The following is a 20,687-nucleotide window of genomic DNA, read 5'->3' on the forward strand; positions in this document are numbered from 1 at the left end:
ACCCAAACAAAAGAAAGGAGCTGACAGATATGGCAGCTATGAATATGAATCAGGAGCAGTTTGAGCAGGCGACCCGGGGCGAAAAGCCCGTTTTGGTGGATTTCTGGGCGCCCTGGTGCGGCTATTGCCGGAGGATCGGCCCTGCGTATGAGAAGATTGGAGAGGAATACGCGGACAGCCTCGTTGTCAGCAAGATCAATATTGACGAGGAGCCGCGGCTGGCGGGGGCCGAGGGGATCGAGGTCATCCCAACTCTGGTGCTGTACCGGAACGGAAAGGCCGTGGATTCCATCACCGCGCCCGGCTCAAAGGCAGAGATCGACCGCTTCATTCAGGAAGCCTTGGCGAAATAACGGAGGATTCAGATATGAACAACAATCATGTTTATGATATGCTCGTGGTGGGCGGCGGCCCGGGCGGCTACACCGCCGCCCTGTACGCGGCCCGGGCGGGGCTGGACACCGTCGTGCTGGAAAAGCTGTCTGCTGGCGGGCAGATGGCCCTGACCGAGCAGATCGACAACTACCCCGGCTTTGAGAACGGGATCGACGGCTTCTCTCTGGCGGAGAAGATGCAAAAGCAGGCGGAGCGTTTTGGGGCACGCAGCGAATACGCGGAAGTTCTCCGCATGGATCTGACGGCGGTTCCCAAGCTCGTGGAGACCAGCGAGGGGATCTTCCGGGGGAAAACCGTGGTGCTGGCCACCGGCGCAGACCCCAGAACGCTGGGCGTTGCCGGAGAGACGGAGCTGTTGGGCCGGGGCGTGGCCTACTGCGCCGCCTGCGATGGGATGTTTTACAAGGACAAAACGGTGGTCGTGGTGGGCGGCGGCAATTCCGCCGCGGCAGATGCCCTCCTTCTCAGCCGCGTGGCGAAAAAGGTGATCCTCGTCCACCGCAGAGACACCCTGCGGGCCACCAAGATCTATCACGAGCCACTGGAACAGACCGAAAATGTGGAATTCCGCTGGAACAGCACCGTTTCCGCGCTGCTTTCCGGGGACAGGCTGACCGGCGTACGCCTGCGGGACACCGTCACCGGTGAGGAAAGCGTGGTGGACTGCGACGGCGTATTTGTCAGCGTGGGCCGACAGCCCGCCACGGCGCTGGCGGTGGGTCAACTGGCGCTGGACGGCGGCGGCTATATCGTGGCCGGAGAGACCACGGAAACCAGTATTCCCGGCGTTTACGCCGTGGGCGACGTGCGGACGAAGCCCCTCCGTCAGGTGGTCACCGCCGTGGCGGACGGCGCGGTGGCAGTCCACATGGCGGAGAAATATATCGCGGAAAACCGATAAGGAAGGTAGATTGAAAAAGCCATGTTTAAGGTCAGGCCGGATACGACCGCAGTGGGGATGCCGACATATCTGCAAGGAAAACTGCCAGAGTGATGGCAGATAAGATCACCCATGTAAGATCGGGAGATATGTTGTCTCTCCATATCCAGTCCACGCAACAGTGAGCAACTGAACACAAAACACAGCCACAGATGTACTCTGCGGCTGTGCTTTTATGCATAGTACTTACGGAAAGGATTCGATGAGCAGATTTCTGTGATACGGATTTTGGATTCTCGCAGAGAGGAATTTCGATTGAGTAAAGCATATGAGCAGAAAATTGACGTGGTAAATGTCATTACTGCTCCAGAAATTGAAATGCTGATTATTCATGCAGAAGGAGCATATGATCAGTTTAAGCGTTCTGGAAAAAAACAAGCGAATTTTGTAAAAGAAATCTTCGGATGCATGATGTGAAGTCGTATGAGATAGAATCGTCTTCGATGCCTCGTTGGGAAACCAACGAGGTATTTTTTTTGCCCCAATCCGACTGCATAGGACACTGAAAAAATCAAAACAAACCATATGTAGTCCTGCAAGGACAACCAAAGTGCGCCTACGAGGCCAACGCGAAACCGGAGGATTCTTGTTAAACTTACTTTGTAAGGACGAAAGTCCGGATGTCCCTTGAAAACTGAATACTCATTCTTCAGGTACATTCCTGTTTGGTCGAGCCATCGACTGCACGCCATGAAGCCCATCGGGGCGATAGCGGTTTCGCAGAAGCAAATGCCGGATTGCAACCGGCGGCGGTGCTAAAGCCAGACAGGGACAATGATACTTCCGTAATTCGCGGTCCGGCCATAAGGAAGGCGGGATGGTTAAATTCCAATGGAGCAGTGAAGCACACTGCCGCCTGTGAGAAATCCTACATCTCTGGGGTGATAAGAAAAAGTACAGAGAAACCATATTTTCAGAAAGCACTGCTGGGTGCTGTATCAGCATGATACCTGGCAGGCTTTATCCATATCAGTGTATGGAGATTGGAGACAACAGCAAATGAAAGAAAAATGGGTTTATCGGCGAGGTGATTTATATCTCGCCAATCTCGGTGTTCCGGTTGGATCAAAGCAGGGCGGTGTTCGTCCTGTTGTGGTTCTTCAGAACGATGTCGGCAATTATTATGCGCCGACGATCACGATTGCTCCGCTGACATCGAAAATTGAGAAGAAGCGAAAGCAGCCAACGCATTTCTTTCTCCGTAAAGCAAAGGGACTGGCAAAACCTTCTATGGTATTGGCAGAACAGCTCGACACCTGCGACAAGATATGCGTGATTCGCTATCTTGGACGGGTAAGTAAGGGGCAGATGCGTGGGATTGATGAAGCTGTAAGGATTCAGCTTGGTTATTACATTCCGGAACAGGCAGAGAAAAAAAGACAGGGCAAATGCCGAAAGGAAGGCGAAGAAGGCGATGGATAAACTGATTACAAGGAAGGAAGCAGCCAGTATACTGGGAATCAGCGTAAAAACACTGGATGCTGCAAGAACAGACGGTTTGATCTCCTATGTTCAGTATGTGGAAAACGGCTGCGTTTATTTCACGGAAGTGGGGCTTCAGGAGTACATTGCAAAATGTACACACCGTGCAAAACCGATGGAACGTGCTGCGACATATCGCAAACCTCGAAGCTTTCGGCGGTGAAAATCGACATCGTTGAGTATGGACGATGAATCCGCAATAATGAAAGCAACAACAGAATTGGAGGTAATGATATGGCGGCAAGAAGAATGATGATTCCCGATTATGGTACGGTGAGTATGAAGGGAACACAGTATTATCGAACCCGTGTAACAGATCAGCAGGGGCGGCGGGTTTCCTTATATGCAAGAACGAGAGAGGAACTGTACCAGAAGGAACAGGAAGCGATCCAGCAGATTGAGAACAAGACGTATCGCCGCAGTACACCTACAGTGGAGGAGTATTGCGAGAAATGGTTGCTGATGTAGTCGGCACAGATCAGGATGACAACGCTGATTGACTATACATCGAAAGTGAAGAACTACATCATTAAGCCATTGGGCGATATGCATATGGGAGATGTAACAGCAGATGACATTCGCCTGGCACTGCTGGCGGCATCAAAAAAGTCGGCATCCGTGTACAAATCGGTGAGCGTTATATATAAGTGTATTTTTACGGCAGCAATGGAGAGCAAGATCATTGATGAGAATCCGACCATCTATCTGAAGAAGAATGTGGGAGGAATTCCCCAGAAGGAACGCCTCCCGCTTACGGATGAGCAGGTGGATAAGCTGCTGGATGCCATTTACGGCTTGCCGCCGTATGTGTTTGTAATGCTGGGGCTGTACGCAGGATTGCGGAGAGAAGAAATCCTCGGACTTCAATGGGATTCGGTGTATCTTGATTGCGAGGCTCCGTACCTTACCGTTCGGAGAGCCTGGCATACGGAGCATAATCGTCCGGTGATTCTGACAGAGCTGAAAACAAAGGCAGCGCATCGGAATGTCCCTCTGCCGGACAATCTTCTGGAATGTCTGAAAGAGGCGAAGAATACATCGACATCGGATTATGTGGTTGCAAACCGGGATGGAGACCCGTTGTCCTATACGCAATTCAAGAGATTATGGCAGTATATCGTAACCCGTACCACCAAGGAACGCTGCTATTATCGCTATGAAGATGGCAAGAGGGTAAAGCATACGGTGAAGCCGGTTCTGGGGCAAAAGGCGGCACACAATGGAAATGTGGTTTACAGTCTGGACTTTGAGGTGACTCCGCATCAGCTGCGGCACACCTATATTACGAATCTGATTCATGCTTCGGTTGATCCGAAGACAGTTCAGTATCTTGCCGGTCATGAAAGCAGCAAGATCACCATGGATATTTACGCCAAGGTGAAATACAATCGCCCAGAGCAGCTCGCAGGAGTGCTGGAAGATGCTTTTGCATCGTGGGATTAAGAGTAAATCAGAAAAAACTTAGGGCAGGGATGGTCAAAAATCCCTGCCCTTTTTACATACATTCGACATCCTTGAAGGAAGTGGTGTACGCCATGATAATAAAAGTGACAACACGCAATATATGAAGATAGACGAGGAGGAGAACACATGGCTAAAGGAAAAAAGCGTCCTGCTGAACTTCCGGAATACGGAACAGTGATGATGAAAGGGGTACAGTATTATCGTACCCGAATTACAGATGCAGACGGAAAGAGAGTGGCAATCTATGGGCTGACACGCGAAGAATTGTATGACCGGGTGGAAGATGCCCAGAAGAAAATTGCAGAAGTGGTTTTCCACAGAGAGAATCCGACCGTGGAAGAGTACTGCGAAAAATGGCTGCTGATGCGGTCTGGAACGGTAAGAACCAATACGTTGGAGGGATACGAGCGGATGGTGAATCGGTACATCGTGGGTCCAATTGGACAGATGTATATGGACGAGGTAACTACAGATGACCTGCGGCTGCTGATGGTTCCACTATCAAAAGGCTCTTCCGGAATGTATGGTCAGCTCAATATGCTGATTAAGAACATTTTTAATTCGGCAGAAGAGAGCAAGGTGATCAAAGAGAATCCATCCAAAACGATTTGCACAAGAGGAGGAAAGCCTGCGAAACGGCGCGAAGCTTTGACGGATGAACAGACTGCCATTTTGCTGGATAGCATTCGTGAGCTACCACCGTATGTTTTCGTAATGATTGGCTTGTACGCGGGATTGCGTAGAGAAGAGATTCTTGGATTGAAATGGGACTGCGTATTCCTGGATGAAAAAACGCCGTGCATTTCTGTAAGGCGTGCATGGCATGTGGAAGGCGGTGAGCCGGTGGTCAACACACTTTTGAAGACTCCGGCAGCGAAGCGAGATGTTCCGATTCCCAAATGCCTGGTAGCCTGTCTCAAGGAAGCAAGGGAAAAATCAGAATCGGAATATGTGATCTCCAATTCAAAGGGAACTGTTTTGACGGAAGCACAGTTTGTGAGGGTCTGGAAGTACATAACAGTCCGTTCCACCGCAGAACGCTGTTATTACACCTATGTAAATGGGCAGTCCATCAAGCATAGAATAAAGCCAAGGCTTGGTGAGCATCAGCCGAACAATCCCAAGCTGGTGTATACGATGGACTTCAAGGTGACTTCGCACATGCTGCGGCACACCTACATCACCAATCTGATTTACAAAGGTGTTGATCCAAAGACGGTGCAGTATTTGGCAGGCCATGAGAACAGCAAAACGACTATGGACATCTATGCGAAAGTCAAGTATAATAAACCTGAGAAATTAAGCAGCGTTGTGAATGCTGCATTCGGGCTGCGTTAAACGGCACCAAAAATCTCGCGATTTCGTGGGTTTACCTATGGGTTTACTGAGAGAGGGAAGCCCGAAAAAACGCATGAATACTGGACTTTTGGGATCAAGGTCAGGTGAATACGGTCTTAAAGCAGCTCGTCGCGCTCCGCAGTTCAGCAAGCGATAATCTACAGAACTCGAATTTACGTTCAAATTCTTGTTTTACAAGGGTTTGTGGAGTTGTCAGATGTGGTGAAAAGCGGTGGAATTTACTCAGTTCGCAACGCATTTGCAACACGTTTGCAACAAAAATATCTAAAAAATATAGGACACTTTTCGGTGATAGGCACTGGAGAGTGTCCTTTTTGCTATGCAGATTTTGTATTGGCAGTTACGCTGTCCTCATTTTCTAAGGTTTTGTTGATTGCGTCTACAAGAACCTGCATATCTAAGTGAGTATAAACTTTTTCTGTCAAAGTCATAGCACCGGAGTGCCCCACAATTTTCTTGATTGTTGTATCCTGAACACCAGCTTCCGATAACATGGAAATGCAGGTATGTCGAGTATAATGTGGTGTACGGTCAATTCCAATCTGTTCCACAAGAGGAGTCCAATAGCTGTCATAGTAATTGAGATAAAGAAATCTTTTGCCATCCTCTGTATGAAGAAGATATTCGCAATCATGACAAGAATTATACCAGTCTTTATAGTAGGGAAGGAGCTTGTCAGCAATCGGAACTTTTCGGATTCCGTTTTCTGTTTTACTGTCAATTACATCAAAATATTGTTCTTCCAAATGCACATTTTCTTTCTTCAAATCAAGAAATTCAGAGATACGTGTGCCATTATAGAGCAGCATGAGGATAATCTGATAGTATTTATCCTCTTTCATTGTCCAGACTTTTGCGACTTCTTCTTTCGTGAATTTTGTACGTGTATGCTTGTTTGGATTGCGGTCTTTGTACTGGGTGATTTCAACAAAAGTAGAATAATCTTTGTTGCAGATGTCATTCTTCAATGCAAATTCATATAACTGGTTGAACAGGATTTTGATTTTCTTCAATGTGGGAAAATTCTTTCCGCAGGTGTCAATAACCTGTTGTAAAGACGAATTATCATATTCATCTGGTATTTAGTGAACGGAAAATGTTGGAACAACCCGAAGTAAAGGTTGCTACCCGAAATATGTTTTATGATGAGCAGGGAAAGCATAGACGCACAAAGAAAGAGGTTTTAGACGAGAATGAGTGATATACAAGCATGTGCAAGGGAGATTGTGAATAAAGAAATGATTTATCAATAAGGAAGATGATATGGTGGAAAGCAAGTCTGAAAATGGCTTGCTTTTTACTTTAAAATGATGTTAAGTGATGATAAAGAAAATTGAATTTCCCAAAGAAATTAAAAATAATCGGATTTTATGTTTTACATAAATTTAACACACTTTTGCTTTTTTCGAATTGATTATGTTAGGTCTTTTTGTTATACTGTACTACAATACTATTTGAGAGGAGGAATATTTAACATGGACGAAAGTGATAATGATTCTGAAGCGAACCAATTCAATAGAATTTTTATTTATATATCGCAAGGCATGGACTATGTATTCGGAACATAGACCATGTCTTTTGTTGCTTTTAAGTAAGTGTGATATTTAGATAATTTTATTGTAGAAAGGTTTTATTTATGAGTACATCAATTTTTATTCTTTTAGTAGTGCAGATTATTTTAATTATATTAAACGCGATTTTTGCGAGTGCAGAGATCGCTGTTTTATCAATGAATGAAACAAAGCTAGAACGAATGGCAGAACAAGGTAATGGTCGGGCAAAGAGATTAGTACGATTAACGCAAGAGCCGGCACGATTTCTTGCGACAATTCAGGTTGCAATCACATTGTCGGGATTTTTAGGAAGTGCTTTTGCAGCAGATAATTTCTCAGAACCTTTAGTTGATTGGGTTGTTGGGATGGGTGTGAATATTCCACGTTCTACTTTAGATACCATAGCTGTTATATTGATTACATTGATTTTATCATATTTCACGTTGGTTTTTGGCGAATTAGTTCCAAAGAGAATCGCAATGAAAAAATCTGAAGAACTGGCAATGGGGATTTCAGGATTGGTTACGGGAATCTCTATCCTATTTAAGCCAATCGTTTCATTTCTTTCAATATCAACAAATATTGTCTTGAGGATTTGTGGTATTGATCCAAATGAAGCGGAAGATCAAGTGGGTGAAGAAGAAATACGTATGCTTGTTGATGCGGGAAGTGAAAAAGGAACAATAGATCATCAAGAAAAAGAATTTATTCAAAATGTTTTTGAATTTAATGATATTATGGCTGGTACGATTGCTACACATCGAACAGATGTGACAATATTATGGATGTCTGATGATGTGAAGGAGTGGGATGAAACAATCCACAATACACGACATACCCTTTATCCCGTCTGTGGAGATTCGATAGATCATGTTATTGGCATTTTAAATGCAAAAGACTATTTTAGATTAAAAGAAAAAAGTAAGGATATGGTTATAGATTCTGCAATTTCTGCACCATACTTTGTTATGGAAACTACAAAAGCAGATGTGCTTTTTAAAAATATGAAACAATCGAAGCAATCTATGGCGATTGTATTAGATGAGCATGGTGGAGTGGTTGGAATAGTAACTCTTTTTGATTTATTAGAAGAAATTGTTGGCGATTTAAACGATATTGAACCAATATCGTCGGAAGAAGAAACTGTTATTATAAGAATAAGCGATAACAAGTGGGAAGTGAAAGGAAATATACGATTAAGTGATATTGAAGACGCTATAGGTGTTACATTTACAGCAGAAGATTGTGACACATTTACTGGATTTGTATTTCAAAAATTTGGTATGGTACCAAAGGATGGGGATACAAAAATAGAATTAGAAATAGAAAATATGCATATAATCATTGACAAAATAAAAGAACATCAAGTTGAACATGCAATTATAGAAATTTTAGAATAAAATTTTGAAATGCATTTGAAAATTATTTTAGAAACAAGGGGATATATCAGAAGAGTACATATACATTTTCAAATACAACAGGGATAGAATGATGTTGCGATAAAAAAGAGGGAGACACACATTTGTTTAATCCATGAAGTCCAATTTTGCCGTTGACGGACGAACACATGCAGAGTACCGCAAGACCAAATCGGAAATGCAGGATTGGCTTGTGGCGCAGAAGATTATGCAGGAAAACCTGAAAGAGGACGAGCAGAAAAAGAGCAGCTGCATGAGCAGGAAGTGCGGCAGGAAGAAGAAAATAGACAAAGCAGTCGATGATGGAATGTCCGGTGCAGTGTGGGTGTAATGCTCATGCTGCACCGGGCTTTTTTCTTTGAAAATGATTTTTTATAATGTTGATCTTTGACTGCTCTTAACTCAAATATTGTATCTTAACTCAAAAAAAGTTATAATACAGAAAAAGAGTTAAGAATGCAGGTGATGACATGGAATATCTCGATAAAGTTCTTGGAGTCAAGGTTACCTATGAGGACGTAGAGTTTAAGCACGGAGTGACTGTCTTGGATGCGGCATATTTGATTCCATTTAAGGCAAAAGCATGGATGGATTTGACAGATCGTAAGGCCGCAGGAGAACATGTTGATAGCAAAAATATTAAGAAACATAACAGTATTTTGCGAACTCATTCCTCGAACAGATACAGAAGATATCCGTAACCCTCTGCTTTCATCTTTGCGTAAGGCACAAAGCGCAGGGCCGCACTGTTGATACAGTAGCGCACGCCATTGGGGGACTCCGGATCGCCAGTGAACACATGACCAAGGTGAGAATCTCCGGCACGGCTTCTGACCTCTGTACGGCGCATGCCGTGGCTCAGGTCCTCCAGTTCCACCACGGCAGGCTCTTCAATGGGCTTTGTGAAAGCCGCTCAGTAGCAGTACCGCGGTGAGCAGAAGCGGCAATACTCTCCAATACATGGTGTATCCCTCCTTTCGGAGAAGATAAATTCGTTTGTCAGCCCATATCGGCGGCAAGAGCCTGGTCGATGAGCTTTTGCAGCGTCTCCGCCTGCTTCTTTTCCGTGATGGCGCCTACGATGGGTTTACCCACGATATTGCCGCTGCGGTCGACCACATAGGTGGTGGGATAGGCAAAGATGTTGGTGGTAAACTTTCCCGCCTCACCGTCGGAGTCAAAATACACATTCTGATAGGTGGCGCCCTTCTTGGCAAGCACATCCTTCGCCTCGGAAATTGCCGTTTCGTCGCCGTCCAGCGTGAAGGTGTTGACGCCGATGAGGGAGCCGCCCTTCTCCGCCAGTTCCTTGTTCAGCGCATCCAGCTCGGAAAGCTCGCCTACGCAGGGATTGCAGGTGGTGAACCAGAAATTCACCACGGTGACGGCGTTGGCGGAGAACAGCTCGTCGCTCTTCACCGTGTTGCCATCCAGGTCCTTGCCCTCAAAGGCGGGGAATTTCTGCATGCTGCCGTCATCAGGCGGCGTGGTCATGTCGCTGCCCGCGGGCACGCTCATAGCGCCATCCGTAGATTGCTGTGCCGCCTCGGGGTACTTTTTCTCTATCATGGTCAGCTTGTTTTCAATCTCGCGGATCTTCTCTGCCGCCTCCTTGAGCAGCTTCAGCTCATCCTCCGTAAACTGATCTTTGGAACCTTCGATGGTGTCCAACAAGAACTCACCATAGTTTTTGCCGTCCTCCTGCATGGTCATGCCCTTGTCGGCCGCTATGAAAACTTTTTCCCAAAGCGCTGTGTTCTCCGAGAGAATGGCATTTTCCTGCGCCATCAGCTCCTTGTGCATGGCAACCGCTTCCTCGGCATTCTTCGGTTCGCTACTCATTCCGTCCATTTTGTCTCCGCCCTTTGTGGCGCAGGCTGCCAGAGAGAGCACCATCAGTGCAGTAAGCAGCAGAGCCAGAATTCTGCCGGCAGTATTCGTCCTATTCATCTTCATTCGTTTTATTCCTCCCTGTTAGTGTTGTTTGTTTGTAGTGTTTCCGCTGCTTTTGCCTTATCTTTACCGTCTCCGAAGCCGTAGCGGAAGCACACGGCTTTCGTCGGACAGGCGCGGATGCACATTCCGCAGCGGATGCACTCGGTATGGTTGGGCGTTTTCGTCACATCCACATCCATCTTGCAGGCTCTGGCGCATTTCCCGCAGGAAACGCACTTATTCTTATCCACCTTCATCTGGAAGAGGGACACCCGGTTGAACAGCGCGTAGAACGCGCCCAGCGGGCAGAGCCACTTGCAGAACGGTCGGTAGAACAGTACGCTCAGCGCAATCACCGACAGCAGGATGCTGAATTTCCATGTAAACAGCTTGCCCAGCGCCGCCCGGATGCCGGAATTGGCAAGGGACAGCGGGATGGCTCCCTCCAGCACGCCTTGGGGGCAGAGGTATTTGCAGAAGAACGGATCTCCCATGCCAACATCGTTCACAAGGAACGCCGGTAGCAGGAAAACCATCACCAGCAGGACAGCGTATTTCAGGTATGTCAGCGGCTTCAGCCTCTTTATGGAAAGCTTCTTAGTGGGGATTTTGTGCAGCAGCTCCTGAAACCAGCCGAAGGGGCATAGAAAGCCGCAGATAAAGCGCCCCAGCAGCACGCCCAGCAGAATGAGGAAGCCTATGATATAGTAGGAGAAGCTGAACTTGGAAGACCCCACCACCGCCTGAAACGCACCAATGGGGCAGGCCCCGGACGCCGACGGACAGGAGTAGCAGTTCAGCCCCGGCACGCAGACGGTCTTCCCCGCCCCCTGATACAGTCCGCCCTTGAGAAAGTTCGGCAGATGCAGGTTGGTCAGCAGCGTCGCCCCCGCCTGAATCCAGCCCCGGAAGCGGGACATTGTCTGTGAAACGCCTGAAAACTTTTTACCCAATGCCCACACACTCCAGACATAATTTGATTGCTTTGCTCAGCACTGTCGCCGCCTCGCCCCGCCAGACACCGAAGCACAGCATGGCGGCTCCGGCCATCAGCAGCGCGATCTGCGCCGCTGCCTTTTTCTCGCAGCTCATTTTTCATCACCCTTTCCGATTTTCTGTCCCTATCATAGCGCGGGAGAGTTAAAGTCTCTGTTAAGAACGAAAACTTAACACAAACCTTATCTGTTTTTGCTATAATGAAAGCAACACAAAAACGAAGAAATAAAAAGGAGGGCTCTCATGCACCTTTTAGTAATTGAAGATGAACGCGCCCTGTGCGAAACCATCGTCCGCAGCCTGCGGCGGCTGGCCTACAGCGTGGACTACTGCTATGACGGGGAAAAAGCGCTGGCGCTTCTGGGCGTGGAACGATACGATTTGGTGCTTCTTGATCTGAATCTGCCGAAAAAGGACGGCATGACGGTGCTGCGCACCCTGCGGCAGACCGACCGGGAGACGCGGGTGCTGATCCTCTCCGCCCGCAGCGAAGTGGAGGACAAGGTGCAGGGGCTGGACGCCGGGGCGAACGACTATCTGGCGAAGCCCTTCCACCTCGCCGAGCTGGAGGCCCGCATCCGCAGCCTGACATTGCGGCAGTTTACCCAGCAGGATGTGCTGCTAAGCTGCGGAGGCCTGACCTTTGACACCCGCTCCCGTACCGCCACCGTCAACGGGCAGACGCTGACGCTCACCCGGAAGGAAACAGGAATCCTGGAATACCTGATGGTGCATCAAGGAAGGCCAGTAAGTCAGGAGGAGCTGATGGATCACGTTTGGGACAATAGCGTGGACAGCTTCAGCAATTCCATTCGCGTCCACATCTCCGCCCTGCGCAAAAAGCTCCGCGCCGTGCTGGGCTATGACCCCATCCGCAACCGCATCGGCGAGGGCTATCTGATGGGAGGTGAGGCGGAATGAAGCGGCTTTCCCTGCAGTGGCGCATCACGCTGATGTCCGTCCTGCTCATCGGTGTCACCTGCGTGGCCATGAATCTGCTGCTGTGCTCCTCCGGTATGTATTATATGGACACCATTGCGGACAACTTACAAGGCGGCGGCACGGTGATCCTGAATGATGGCGGAGCGGCGAGCTTTGACCCACAGCTCATAGCCCCTGACGAGGATCTGACGATCATTGTCGATGGGGTGCAGGGGCGCTTCCGCACCACCAACTGGTACATCACGGCGGCGATAACGCTGCTCAGCGGCATCCTCGCCTATTTCGTCAGCGGACGCGCTCTCAAGCCCCTGCGCAGCTTTACCTCGCAGGTGGAGCAGGTGCAGCTGAACAATCTTGCCGATATGAGGATCGATGAAGACGCTATTTCGGAGTTCCGGCAGCTGAGCCGCTCGTTCAACCAGATGCTGGAGCGGCTGAACAACGCCTTTTCCGCTCAGCGGCAGTTCACCGGCAACGCCGCCCACGAGCTGCGCACGCCACTGGCACTAATGCAGGCGCAGTTGGAGCTGTTTTCCGCGGAGCATCCTGATGTGCGACCGGAGACGGCGGAGTTCCTCACGCTTTTGCGTGAGCAGACGGAACGGCTGATACAGATGACCAGGACACTGCTGGAGATGAGCAATCTGCAGCAGGTGGCGCGGAACGAGCGGATCCAGCTCGCTCCCATGATCGAGGAGATCTTCACAGATCTTGCGCCGCTCTCAGATAAGCTCGGCGTCACGCTGACGGCGGAGGGCGACGGCATTATGACCGGCAGCGATGCACTGATTTACCGGCTGATCTTCAACCTGACGGAGAATGCTGTCAAGTACAACCGGCCGGGCGGCTCGGTACGGGTTTCTGTCACTCAGGAGTTGGAAAAGCTCCTGCTCCGCGTCTCCGACACCGGCTGCGGCATCCCGGAGGTGTATCAGCGCAGTATTTTCCAGCCCTTCTTCCGGGTGGACAAGTCTCGCAGCCGGGAATACGGTGGCGCAGGACTGGGGCTCTCACTGGTATGGGAGATCGCCGACCTCCACGGCGGCTCCGTTTGGGTGGAGAAAAGTTCGGAGAAGGGCACTACCATTGCGGTGGGGTTGCCAACGCAACAATCAACGAAGCCCTAAAACACTTTTATTCGTTTTTCGCTGCTTCGCTTGCCGCCCTGCGGCGTCCCTCTCCGTATTTTCACGCTCCAATTCCGCCGCACGGAGCTTGCTGTGGACAGACTTATAATCAGAAATTTCCTGTTTCAAACTGTCAATCTCAGCCTTGAGCTTTGCAATTAGCTTGTTTGCCGCATCCACCGCCTTTTGCAGTTTGGATTTCTTTTTCTCTGCTGTAACGTACTTCTTTGCCAGAGTGGAAAGTCGGTCAAAGTCCTCACGCTCCACGGCAACCATGCTCGTCCAGCGCGGGCTTGGAATCCCACTTTTTGCTCATGCTGATCTGCTGTATTTAAATAACCCTATTAACACAATTTTATTAGGCGCAGTATACCTGCTGACGGCGTAGAATCTTGGTGGCTAACTTGGTGGATACCTTGATGGGTGTCATCCTCTAAGTTATCATGGGTTTTGAAGAAGCATTTTATGGGAAAAAGAATCTGGATCCAAAGATGCGGGCATTGCTTAATTCACTGGCGAAAACAGATCATAGCTTGGCAAATCAAATAGAAGCTCCACATGCGATTTAAAAAAAATCCTGTTCAATATATGAATATGAGCAGGATTTTTCTATTTACAACGATATTTTTTACAATATTTCCTTCGATTATCCGGAAAATTTTTCACTGTAATGACTTTTCATATCCTCCCAGTCCATGAACAATACATAAAATACTTTGCCATATTGCTGGCTCTCAACAATTCTCCCATGGTCAAGCACAGACAGATACGATCCATCCGCTCTTCGTAAATGAAAGTGGATATAGTCATTTCCATTGCCATTATCAATCTGTTTCCAAATGCTTGCTTCTATCTTCTTCTTCTCATCTTCCCGTATCAGGTTGCTGAAACTTTTCTTTGTAAGTCTGAATAGTTCATCCATATCTTTATATCCGGCCATATGAAGAAACTCCTGATTTGCATAAAAGAGTTCATCATCTTCTTTGTCTGCTCTGTATATGATAAATGCTCCTGGAAGGTGCTCGGAGATATCCCTAAATGCAAATCCCAGTTGTTTACGAACCCTTAATTCAAGTCCTTCCCTATAAGCCATGCAGCCATTTTTTCCATGAAGTTTTATTTCGTAAAGGGCTGCATCTGCACAGCGCATAAGCTGTGAACGGTTAGACGCAAATGTCGGATATTCCGAATATCCAAGAGAAATATAAAATGGATATTCTTTTCCCTTATATGAAAATGTCTTTGGAGCCATAGTGAATTGCTGTAGCTTCTCTTTTACATCCTCGTAGGAATAATTTTTTAAAAGAATACAGAACTCATCTCCACCATTTCTTCCTAGTAACGCATCAGACGGGAAAAAAGCTTTCATACTGTCTGCCAGACTCCTTAATGCTTTGTCTCCGTAAACATGTCCATAGATATCATTAATAAATTTAAAATCATCAATATCAAGGAGTACAGCCACAAATTTCGCTTTCGGATTTTTATTAATCATCTTTTCTGCCAGTTCATCGAATCCATAGCGATTGTAAATACCTGTAAGAGAATCTGTGTGTGCCAGTATTTGAAATTTGTTTTTATTTTCTTTTGATACCAGCCACATCCGGGTAAGAGTTACCAAAAGCATGGTAATCGCAATAAAGAAAACACTGATTACTGCTATTAATGTATTGTTTCCCCAGCCATTTTCAGGCATTACTTCAAACTTCCAGTTCTCCGTTCCTATCGTAAAGTCATAGGAAACAGGATTCGTTAATTGACGATCTGACTGATAAATAATTTTATAATTATCACTCCATGGATTATCCGTTTTGGAAAGACTATATTCATATCCAAATTTCGAAAGCGCACTTGTCGCATCTGAAAAAATATCCGGAACACGAAGGATAACAATGGTAAATCCCCAAAAATATTCCTGCCCGTTTTCATCTTTCAGATAAATAGGATTGCGGACAGCAATTCCATATCCACCCTGTTTCAATTCAAAAGGTCCCTGTGTAACGATTGTATGATGATCTCTTGCATATATGGAAATTTCACCACGTTCTTTATCATGAATCAGATCAATCTTACCTGCCTCATTTCCATCGGCCGGATAAATATCCGTTACAATACCAGCCGGAGCAAGCTGTACGCTTTCAACAGAATCCGACATAATATTTTTTGCAATTGTGTCAAATTGATTGATTTCTCCAGTTCCGCTGATCAAAAGCTGTTTCAGAACATCTGTAATCTCTATTCCATTTATAATCTCATTCTCTATACGTTCTCCATAGGTTGTTGCATTTAATTGTGCTGTTGTGCGGCTCTGCTCTTTTTCCTGAGTATCTGTGTTGTATACGACTAAACTAACAAGGCATATGCCCATTAAAAAAACGAGAAGAGGCACAAGTGTCTTTTTTTTCACCTGATTCACCTCGTTTTATCTCAGTCGAGAAGACTCCCACCTCTTCAGGTGGTGAGTAATAGCAAATTTGTCTCAGTGGGAGTTGGGTCTCTGACTAATGTTTTTATAATTAAGCATTATATCACGGAAGTAAAAAAATTGAATAAATTTTGCCCAAAAAGTTATAGAACGTTTTTACATTGTACTGATAACGTTTTCCTTGCGTACAATGGAAAAGAGAAGTAGTGCTCCTAAACAAATAAAAAAAGTACAGTTTGATTGTTGGATTGCTTGTTTTTATGGCATCTTTTCTTTTGGAATTCAACATGGCGGTTACGCTTCTTTATGGACAGCCGACTGAACAAGAATGGCGGAACGCTTATTTTCACTACGCATTATCCGGAACTGCTGGATGAATATGACCGAAATGACGGAATTTGTATTGTAAGAAACCGTAATGGCATTACAGCAGAAAATTTGAGCCATATATTGAAACGTAATGATATTAAAAAGAGTGATGCCTACCAGAGCGGTTTCCTTGAGGGAACAACGCCAGCATATGAAGCGTATATGCGCTTGAAGAAAAGCCTGGCTGCTTCAATCAATTAAGGAGGCAGCAGAATGGAATTAGCAAAATATAAGGCGTGTATATGTGAAGGATCTGCCGAAGAAGCTATTATCGACATACTGGTTGATAATGATCTTCTGATTTTCAAAAGAGAAGAAATGTTGGAAGAATGTGTTATCCGTTGCAGAAGTGCTAAACGATTCGAGGAGCGATACTTACGGAAAGGATTTGATGAGCAGATTTCTGTGATACGGATTTTGGATTCTCGCAGAGAGGAATTTCGATTGAGTAAAGCATATGATCAGTTTAAGCGTTCTGGAAAAAAACAAGCGAATTTTGTAAAACAAATCTTCGGATGCATGATGTGAAGTCGTATGATTTTGTGAAGCAGTATTTCAGTAACCCACAGCTCTTGGTGAAAGCCATAAAAGAGTATCGCAGAACAGCAAATATCCCCAAAGGAGAATACAGCTTGTCTGATTTGCTGAGATGAGCTTTGCTTTTTTAATACATTGGCCGTGACTCAAATGGTCACCAGGAGATAAACGGTTACCAGTTTACAGAAAACAGAATAGAATCGTCTTCGATGCCTCGTTGGGAAACCAACGGGGTATTTTTTTGCCCCAATCCGACTGCATAGGACACTAAAAAAGTCAAAACGAACCGTAGGTAGTCCTGCAAGGACAACCAAAGCGCGCCTACGAGGCCAACGCGAAAACGGATGTTCCTTGAAAACTGAATAGCTTATATGCTACCCATATTCGTAGGAGAATATTTCATCATTCTTTATCGTTTAAATATTGAATATACTCGTTTCCCCATATTTCCAACTCCTTCAGTACTTTCCTGAATTTTTCTCCAATATCACTTAATTTGTATTCTACTTTTGGTGGAATCTGCTGATATTCTATGCGTTCAATCAAGCCTTCTTCTTCCAACTTTTTCAGCTGTCTTGATAGCGTTGTATGTGTCATTTCTTCTGGCATTTTTCTTTGTAATTCATTAAACCGGATGGGACCATCTGTTAACAAATACATAATATACATAGACCATTTACCTGTTAAAACTTTTTGCGAAGTCACATATGGGCAAAGCCCAAATAGATTTTTCTTTTCCATATATACGTTCCTTTCTGATACCAGTATCGTAAAATATCGTACTTGTTTGTTTGCTCCTATGATATATAATTATACGCATAAAAAATAAAAATACAATTTGTTTTCAGGAGGATTTTGAAATGAATGACGTAGTAAAATATTTGCAGGAATGCGGAACTTTTTATCTTGCCACGGTAGAAGGAGACCAGCCACATGTACGCCCATTTGGTGCTGTATGTGAATTTGAAGGAAAACTTTATATTGTAACGAATAATAAAAAAGATGTTTACAATCAGATGAAAGTAAATGGAAAAGTTGAAATGTGTGGAATGAACAAAGGTACTTGGATTCGTGTGAAAGGTGCAGTAAAAGAAGATACTCGCCGTGAAGCTCGTGTAGCCATGATGGAAGCAAATAAAAATGCTCTCCAGTCTATGTATACGGTTGATGACAATTTGATGACGGTATTCGTTTTTGAAAGTGGCATCGCAACTATTTATTCATTCACAGAAGAACCGAAGGTTATCAATCTGTAAAATTTTGAGTAATGTACATTACGGTTTGTCAGACTGGAAATTCCCCGGCTGATGTTTGGCGCTGCGGGCGGCGGCACATATTCTTTATTATCCGGAAGCGTGGTATACGCTGCACATAGACGCACCTGAGGGAGGAACGAAAATGGAAACTGAAAAAGTATATGCCATGCCATTTGCAAAAATATATCCCATGCTGGTGGATGAGCTGGCTAAGGGCAAAGTGATGGAGAAGATCAAGCGGAGAAACAAATGAGGGAGGGGAAAGCAGCCTATTACACACCGACAGAGAATGTGGTATAATCCTTGAGGAAACATTGTATGGAAAGGACAAACACGATGAACGCTCTGGATATTATGAAACGCCCTGCCGCCTACGTAAGCGGCTATGAAAACACCCCCACGGAGGAACAGAACCGTGCAAAGCAACTGTGCTGGGAGTACAACCGCACCGCTCCCAACGAACAGGAAAAGCGGCGCAGCATCCTGCAGACCCTGCTGGGCACCTGCTCTCCCATGACCGGCATTCAACCGGATTTCCACTGTGACTATGGCTTCAACATCCATACCCACGGCTTGGCGGTCATCAACTATAACTGTGTCATTCTGGATACCTCTCCGGTAAACATCGGAGCAGGTGCCTTTATTGCCCCCGGCGTATGCCTTGCCTGCTCCGGTCATGCCATCGACCCGGAGCAGCGCAGCCACGGCATTGGAACCTCAGCACTTATTACGCTGGAGGAAAACGTCTGGATCGGTGCAAATTCCACCGTCTGCGGCGGCGTTACCATCGGGGCAGGCTCGGTTATCGGGGCGGGAAGCGTCGTCACCCATGACATTCCCGCCGGTGTCATCGCAGCAGGGGTGCCCTGCAAGGTGATCCGCCCCATTACCGAAAAAGATAAGTTCAAGCCGGAGGATATTCTGTTCTGAGAAATTCAGATCGGAAACGCTGAAAAAACATACGCACAAGCTCTCCGGGGACATTTTTGTTTTTTGCCATGCTTTTCTGCGGGGAGAAGGCATGTTATACTGGGAATGACAATTCGGGATTTTTCATTACAGTGTTTTGCTAAAGGAATCCAATGGAGCTATACCCTGGATTTTTCTGTATTCTCTGGGTGACATTTTGACGATAGACTGAAAAGCGCTTGAAAACTTTCCCTGGGTTTGGTAGCCTACCTGGGAAGCAATATCCGCGATAGTGTCATTTGTTTCTCGTAATAATTTCATAGCCTGACGCACTCGAAATTCCTTCATATAGGTGGCGATAGGCTGACCGTAGACTGCCTTGAATATCTCCTTTAGAGTGGAGGTATTTATCAAATACTGTTTGGAAAGTTCTGCAATCGTAAATCGTTGCTCCAAGTGCTCTGTCAACTGTTGATGAATTTCTTTTATCAATTCGGTTTGCTGGGAAAAGTATTGAGTCAATTCTTTATGCTCCGATTTCATGTTGCTCAAATAAATCAAAATTTCCAGCACCTTCAATTTCAAGAGGGAAATTCGAACGGACACAGGAGCAGAAAAGAGTGGGGCAAAAATATGCTCTAAATCGGAACAAGACGGGATTGCGGATGGCTTTCCGGAGCAAAATCGATTCTGTAACTGGTCTGCTTCCACACCGGCATTCTTTAAAACTTCCGGGCAAATGGAAGAGAGCTGTTTCAGATCCACGGAAATGGAAATTCCCTCTGAATATCCTAGGGGAAACATCATGGCGGAATCCGCGCAGCAGGCCATACTGTGTGCTGTCACATCACCTGTACCTAAATAGACGGCAGTACCGCCGTGCATATTCCAACCCACGCGACCACTGCGACAATAGTAAATTTCTAAAACAGAATCCGAAGCATCATGCCGAAACCTGACCTCTGAAGCAAGAAAAACATTGAAGGATACCTCTATTCCAGGAAAAGTTTCATATGCCTCCATACACCCTTTTCCAGCGGTAACCGCTCGAAACTGTTCTCCAAAGAGTGTAGTACCCGTTCCACCAGCCCGGCAATGCTTCAAGGCGAGGGTGCCGTTTGGGATCTTTTGAAGTTTTTGAGCGATAACTTTGGATTCTTCTTTTTTCATGGCGTTCCTTTTTGTTTTTCTACTTGCGACGGACAGGCGATTTTTACAAGCCACTCAATCATGTGGTGGAAATTTCGGGCCTGCTCGGTATCAGCTGCTTTATAATAGACCTCTTTTCCGTCCCGGCGGTTAACGATCAGACCCGCTGATTTCAACTGCTTGAGATGGTGAGAAACTGCAGGACTGCTCATATTTACCATGGCTGAAAGATTGATAACACATTCCTCACAGTGGCAAAGCAACCAAAAAATGCGAATACGGCTGCCATCTCCCAGCTGCTTGAAAATATCAGCTACGGTTTGAAAGTTTTCTACGCTGGGCATATATTCCAGTTCATGCTCGATAGTTTGTCCGTGGTCGTGGGGTAAGTGGTTCTGAATCATTTAGCACTCCTCCTTGAAGTCTATCT

Annotated in this window: 24 protein-coding genes and 2 pseudogenes; 16 read left to right on the top strand and 10 right to left on the bottom strand. The window is 46.2% G+C overall.

All coding sequences use genetic code 11. The features are described 5' to 3' along the window. Nucleotides 1–29 precede the first annotated feature (29 nt). The 7 genes and pseudogenes from DW739_RS06470 (at nt 30) to DW739_RS06510 (ending at nt 5,620) form a co-directional block, all read left to right on the top strand. Entirely contained in the window at nt 30–353 is a 324-nt protein-coding gene (locus DW739_RS06470) for a thioredoxin family protein (RefSeq protein WP_107000750.1), read from the top strand. A gap of 14 nt (nt 354–367) precedes the next feature. Then, on the top strand, nt 368–1,297 hold the full coding sequence (gene trxB, locus DW739_RS06475; protein ID WP_117796825.1) for a thioredoxin-disulfide reductase: 930 nt from the start codon (nt 368–370) through the stop codon (nt 1,295–1,297). A 294-nt stretch (nt 1,298–1,591) separates the two neighbouring features. Continuing rightward, complete coding sequence (locus DW739_RS15095; protein WP_227589447.1) at nt 1,592–1,753, top strand: hypothetical protein; 162 nt, start codon at nt 1,592–1,594, stop codon at nt 1,751–1,753. 582 nt (nt 1,754–2,335) lie between these two features. Then, nucleotides 2,336–2,758, top strand: coding sequence for a type II toxin-antitoxin system PemK/MazF family toxin (locus tag DW739_RS06490; protein ID WP_118742810.1), 423 nt, complete (start codon nt 2,336–2,338; stop codon nt 2,756–2,758). Beyond that, the gene (locus tag DW739_RS06495) at nt 2,751–2,981 is read left to right on the top strand and encodes a DNA-binding protein (protein WP_118471502.1); all 231 of its coding nucleotides are present in this window, start codon (nt 2,751–2,753) and stop codon (nt 2,979–2,981) included. Before DW739_RS06490 ends, DW739_RS06495 begins: the two co-directional genes overlap by 8 nt. Nucleotides 2,982–3,052: 71 nt before the next feature. Beyond that, a pseudogene (locus tag DW739_RS06500) lies at nt 3,053–4,261 on the top strand (site-specific integrase). Between the two features lie 147 nt (nt 4,262–4,408). Beyond that, nucleotides 4,409–5,620, top strand: a complete 1,212-nt coding sequence (locus DW739_RS06510; protein ID WP_118742811.1) for a site-specific integrase — start codon at nt 4,409–4,411, stop codon at nt 5,618–5,620. 338 nt (nt 5,621–5,958) lie between these two features. Here the strand turns inward: DW739_RS06510 and DW739_RS06515 are convergent, their stop codons facing one another. Beyond that, nucleotides 5,959–6,654 (bottom strand): site-specific integrase, encoded by a 696-nt coding sequence (locus tag DW739_RS06515; RefSeq protein ID WP_243023742.1) that lies wholly within the window; start codon nt 6,652–6,654, stop codon nt 5,959–5,961. A 623-nt stretch (nt 6,655–7,277) separates the two neighbouring features. Between DW739_RS06515 and DW739_RS06525 the strand changes: the two genes are divergently transcribed. Together DW739_RS06525 and DW739_RS06530 are read left to right on the top strand one after the other, a co-directional pair. After that, the gene (locus DW739_RS06525) at nt 7,278–8,594 is read left to right on the top strand and encodes a hemolysin family protein (protein WP_107000749.1); all 1,317 of its coding nucleotides are present in this window, start codon (nt 7,278–7,280) and stop codon (nt 8,592–8,594) included. Nucleotides 8,595–8,805: 211 nt separating this feature from the next. Continuing rightward, entirely contained in the window at nt 8,806–8,943 is a 138-nt protein-coding gene (locus tag DW739_RS06530) for a hypothetical protein (RefSeq protein ID WP_233430213.1), read from the top strand. Between the two features lie 336 nt (nt 8,944–9,279). Here DW739_RS06530 and DW739_RS06540 read toward each other — a convergent pair. From DW739_RS06540 to DW739_RS14875, 4 genes and pseudogenes are all read right to left on the bottom strand, one after another. Beyond that, nucleotides 9,280–9,522 (bottom strand): annotated as a pseudogene (locus tag DW739_RS06540) (peptide-methionine (R)-S-oxide reductase); the annotation flags it as partial. Nucleotides 9,523–9,611: 89 nt separating this feature from the next. Continuing rightward, nucleotides 9,612–10,562 carry a TlpA disulfide reductase family protein gene (locus DW739_RS06545; protein ID WP_182427955.1) on the bottom strand — a complete coding sequence of 317 codons (951 nt, stop codon included), beginning with the start codon at nt 10,560–10,562 and terminating at the stop codon, nt 9,612–9,614. 11 nt (nt 10,563–10,573) lie between these two features. After that, the gene (locus DW739_RS06550; RefSeq protein WP_182427956.1) at nt 10,574–11,467 is read right to left on the bottom strand and encodes a 4Fe-4S binding protein; all 894 of its coding nucleotides are present in this window, start codon (nt 11,465–11,467) and stop codon (nt 10,574–10,576) included. Between the two features lie 25 nt (nt 11,468–11,492). Continuing rightward, a complete protein-coding gene (locus tag DW739_RS14875) occupies nt 11,493–11,639 on the bottom strand; it encodes a CD1871A family CXXC motif-containing protein (RefSeq protein ID WP_182426666.1) in 147 nt (48 codons plus the stop codon). A 147-nt stretch (nt 11,640–11,786) separates the two neighbouring features. On the opposite strand from DW739_RS14875, the gene DW739_RS06555 reads away from it, so the two are divergent. Beyond that, on the top strand, nt 11,787–12,464 hold the full coding sequence (locus DW739_RS06555; RefSeq protein WP_118481845.1) for a response regulator transcription factor: 678 nt from the start codon (nt 11,787–11,789) through the stop codon (nt 12,462–12,464). Beyond that, entirely contained in the window at nt 12,461–13,612 is a 1,152-nt protein-coding gene (locus DW739_RS06560) for a HAMP domain-containing sensor histidine kinase (protein ID WP_118742814.1), read from the top strand. The genes DW739_RS06555 and DW739_RS06560 overlap by 4 nt, the downstream gene beginning before the upstream one ends. Here DW739_RS06560 and DW739_RS06565 read toward each other — a convergent pair. Both DW739_RS06565 and DW739_RS06570 read right to left on the bottom strand, forming a co-directional pair. Next, the gene (locus DW739_RS06565; protein ID WP_182427950.1) at nt 13,598–13,888 is read right to left on the bottom strand and encodes a hypothetical protein; all 291 of its coding nucleotides are present in this window, start codon (nt 13,886–13,888) and stop codon (nt 13,598–13,600) included. The genes DW739_RS06560 and DW739_RS06565 overlap by 15 nt on opposite strands. A 370-nt stretch (nt 13,889–14,258) precedes the next feature. After that, nucleotides 14,259–16,019 (bottom strand): diguanylate cyclase, encoded by a 1,761-nt coding sequence (locus DW739_RS06570; RefSeq protein ID WP_118742815.1) that lies wholly within the window; start codon nt 16,017–16,019, stop codon nt 14,259–14,261. A 324-nt stretch (nt 16,020–16,343) separates the two neighbouring features. Here DW739_RS06570 and DW739_RS06575 point away from each other — a divergent pair, with 324 nt between their 5' ends. Both DW739_RS06575 and DW739_RS06580 read left to right on the top strand, forming a co-directional pair. Then, nucleotides 16,344–16,607 (top strand): hypothetical protein, encoded by a 264-nt coding sequence (locus tag DW739_RS06575; protein ID WP_333489792.1) that lies wholly within the window; start codon nt 16,344–16,346, stop codon nt 16,605–16,607. Between the two features lie 12 nt (nt 16,608–16,619). After that, nucleotides 16,620–16,934, top strand: a complete 315-nt coding sequence (locus DW739_RS06580) for a hypothetical protein (RefSeq protein WP_333489793.1) — start codon at nt 16,620–16,622, stop codon at nt 16,932–16,934. A gap of 411 nt (nt 16,935–17,345) precedes the next feature. On the opposite strand, the gene DW739_RS06585 is transcribed toward DW739_RS06580, so the two are convergent. Then, nucleotides 17,346–17,684, bottom strand: a complete 339-nt coding sequence (locus DW739_RS06585) for a helix-turn-helix domain-containing protein (RefSeq protein ID WP_107000743.1) — start codon at nt 17,682–17,684, stop codon at nt 17,346–17,348. Between the two features lie 119 nt (nt 17,685–17,803). Between DW739_RS06585 and DW739_RS06590 the strand changes: the two genes are divergently transcribed. The 3 genes from DW739_RS06590 to DW739_RS06600 all read left to right on the top strand — a co-directional run bounded on the left by DW739_RS06590 (nt 17,804) and on the right by DW739_RS06600 (nt 19,129). Next, the gene (locus DW739_RS06590; RefSeq protein ID WP_107000742.1) at nt 17,804–18,199 is read left to right on the top strand and encodes a pyridoxamine 5'-phosphate oxidase family protein; all 396 of its coding nucleotides are present in this window, start codon (nt 17,804–17,806) and stop codon (nt 18,197–18,199) included. A gap of 142 nt (nt 18,200–18,341) precedes the next feature. Continuing rightward, nucleotides 18,342–18,452, top strand: coding sequence for a DUF2200 domain-containing protein (locus tag DW739_RS15100; RefSeq protein WP_147341939.1), 111 nt, complete (start codon nt 18,342–18,344; stop codon nt 18,450–18,452). 83 nt (nt 18,453–18,535) lie between these two features. Continuing rightward, on the top strand, nt 18,536–19,129 hold the full coding sequence (locus DW739_RS06600) for a sugar O-acetyltransferase (protein WP_118742863.1): 594 nt from the start codon (nt 18,536–18,538) through the stop codon (nt 19,127–19,129). A gap of 126 nt (nt 19,130–19,255) precedes the next feature. Here DW739_RS06600 and DW739_RS06605 read toward each other — a convergent pair whose 3' ends face one another. Together DW739_RS06605 and DW739_RS06610 are read right to left on the bottom strand one after the other, a co-directional pair. Then, nucleotides 19,256–20,278, bottom strand: a complete 1,023-nt coding sequence (locus tag DW739_RS06605) for an AraC family transcriptional regulator (protein WP_118742816.1) — start codon at nt 20,276–20,278, stop codon at nt 19,256–19,258. Beyond that, nucleotides 20,275–20,661 (bottom strand): metalloregulator ArsR/SmtB family transcription factor, encoded by a 387-nt coding sequence (locus DW739_RS06610; RefSeq protein WP_107000740.1) that lies wholly within the window; start codon nt 20,659–20,661, stop codon nt 20,275–20,277. The genes DW739_RS06605 and DW739_RS06610 overlap by 4 nt, the downstream gene beginning before the upstream one ends. Nucleotides 20,662–20,687: the final 26 nt, after the last annotated feature.

Source organism: Clostridium sp. AM28-20LB, from assembly GCF_003480665.1.
In the GTDB taxonomy this organism is placed as follows: domain Bacteria; phylum Bacillota; class Clostridia; order Lachnospirales; family Lachnospiraceae; genus Otoolea; species Otoolea fessa.

Bases quoted from the DNA above. Each gene is read 5' to 3' on its own strand.
- DW739_RS06470 (WP_107000750.1), top strand. From the start codon at position 30: ATGGCAGCTATGAATATGAATCAGGAGCAGTTTGAGCAGGCGACCCGG.
- trxB (WP_117796825.1), top strand. From the start codon at position 368: ATGAACAACAATCATGTTTATGATATGCTCGTGGTGGGCGGCGGCCCG.
- DW739_RS06490 (WP_118742810.1), top strand. From the start codon at position 2,336: ATGAAAGAAAAATGGGTTTATCGGCGAGGTGATTTATATCTCGCCAAT.
- DW739_RS06495 (WP_118471502.1), top strand. From the start codon at position 2,751: ATGGATAAACTGATTACAAGGAAGGAAGCAGCCAGTATACTGGGAATC.
- DW739_RS06510 (WP_118742811.1), top strand. From the start codon at position 4,409: ATGGCTAAAGGAAAAAAGCGTCCTGCTGAACTTCCGGAATACGGAACA.
- DW739_RS06525 (WP_107000749.1), top strand. From the start codon at position 7,278: ATGAGTACATCAATTTTTATTCTTTTAGTAGTGCAGATTATTTTAATT.
- DW739_RS06545 (WP_182427955.1), bottom strand. From the start codon at position 10,562: ATGAATAGGACGAATACTGCCGGCAGAATTCTGGCTCTGCTGCTTACT.
- DW739_RS06550 (WP_182427956.1), bottom strand. From the start codon at position 11,467: ATGTCCCGCTTCCGGGGCTGGATTCAGGCGGGGGCGACGCTGCTGACC.
- DW739_RS14875 (WP_182426666.1), bottom strand. From the start codon at position 11,639: ATGAGCTGCGAGAAAAAGGCAGCGGCGCAGATCGCGCTGCTGATGGCC.
- DW739_RS06555 (WP_118481845.1), top strand. From the start codon at position 11,787: ATGCACCTTTTAGTAATTGAAGATGAACGCGCCCTGTGCGAAACCATC.
- DW739_RS06560 (WP_118742814.1), top strand. From the start codon at position 12,461: ATGAAGCGGCTTTCCCTGCAGTGGCGCATCACGCTGATGTCCGTCCTG.
- DW739_RS06565 (WP_182427950.1), bottom strand. From the start codon at position 13,888: ATGGTTGCCGTGGAGCGTGAGGACTTTGACCGACTTTCCACTCTGGCA.
- DW739_RS06575 (WP_333489792.1), top strand. From the start codon at position 16,344: ATGGACAGCCGACTGAACAAGAATGGCGGAACGCTTATTTTCACTACG.
- DW739_RS06580 (WP_333489793.1), top strand. From the start codon at position 16,620: ATGGAATTAGCAAAATATAAGGCGTGTATATGTGAAGGATCTGCCGAA.
- DW739_RS06585 (WP_107000743.1), bottom strand. From the start codon at position 17,684: ATGGAAAAGAAAAATCTATTTGGGCTTTGCCCATATGTGACTTCGCAA.
- DW739_RS06590 (WP_107000742.1), top strand. From the start codon at position 17,804: ATGAATGACGTAGTAAAATATTTGCAGGAATGCGGAACTTTTTATCTT.
- DW739_RS15100 (WP_147341939.1), top strand. From the start codon at position 18,342: ATGGAAACTGAAAAAGTATATGCCATGCCATTTGCAAAAATATATCCC.
- DW739_RS06600 (WP_118742863.1), top strand. From the start codon at position 18,536: ATGAACGCTCTGGATATTATGAAACGCCCTGCCGCCTACGTAAGCGGC.
- DW739_RS06605 (WP_118742816.1), bottom strand. From the start codon at position 20,278: ATGAAAAAAGAAGAATCCAAAGTTATCGCTCAAAAACTTCAAAAGATC.
- DW739_RS06610 (WP_107000740.1), bottom strand. From the start codon at position 20,661: ATGATTCAGAACCACTTACCCCACGACCACGGACAAACTATCGAGCAT.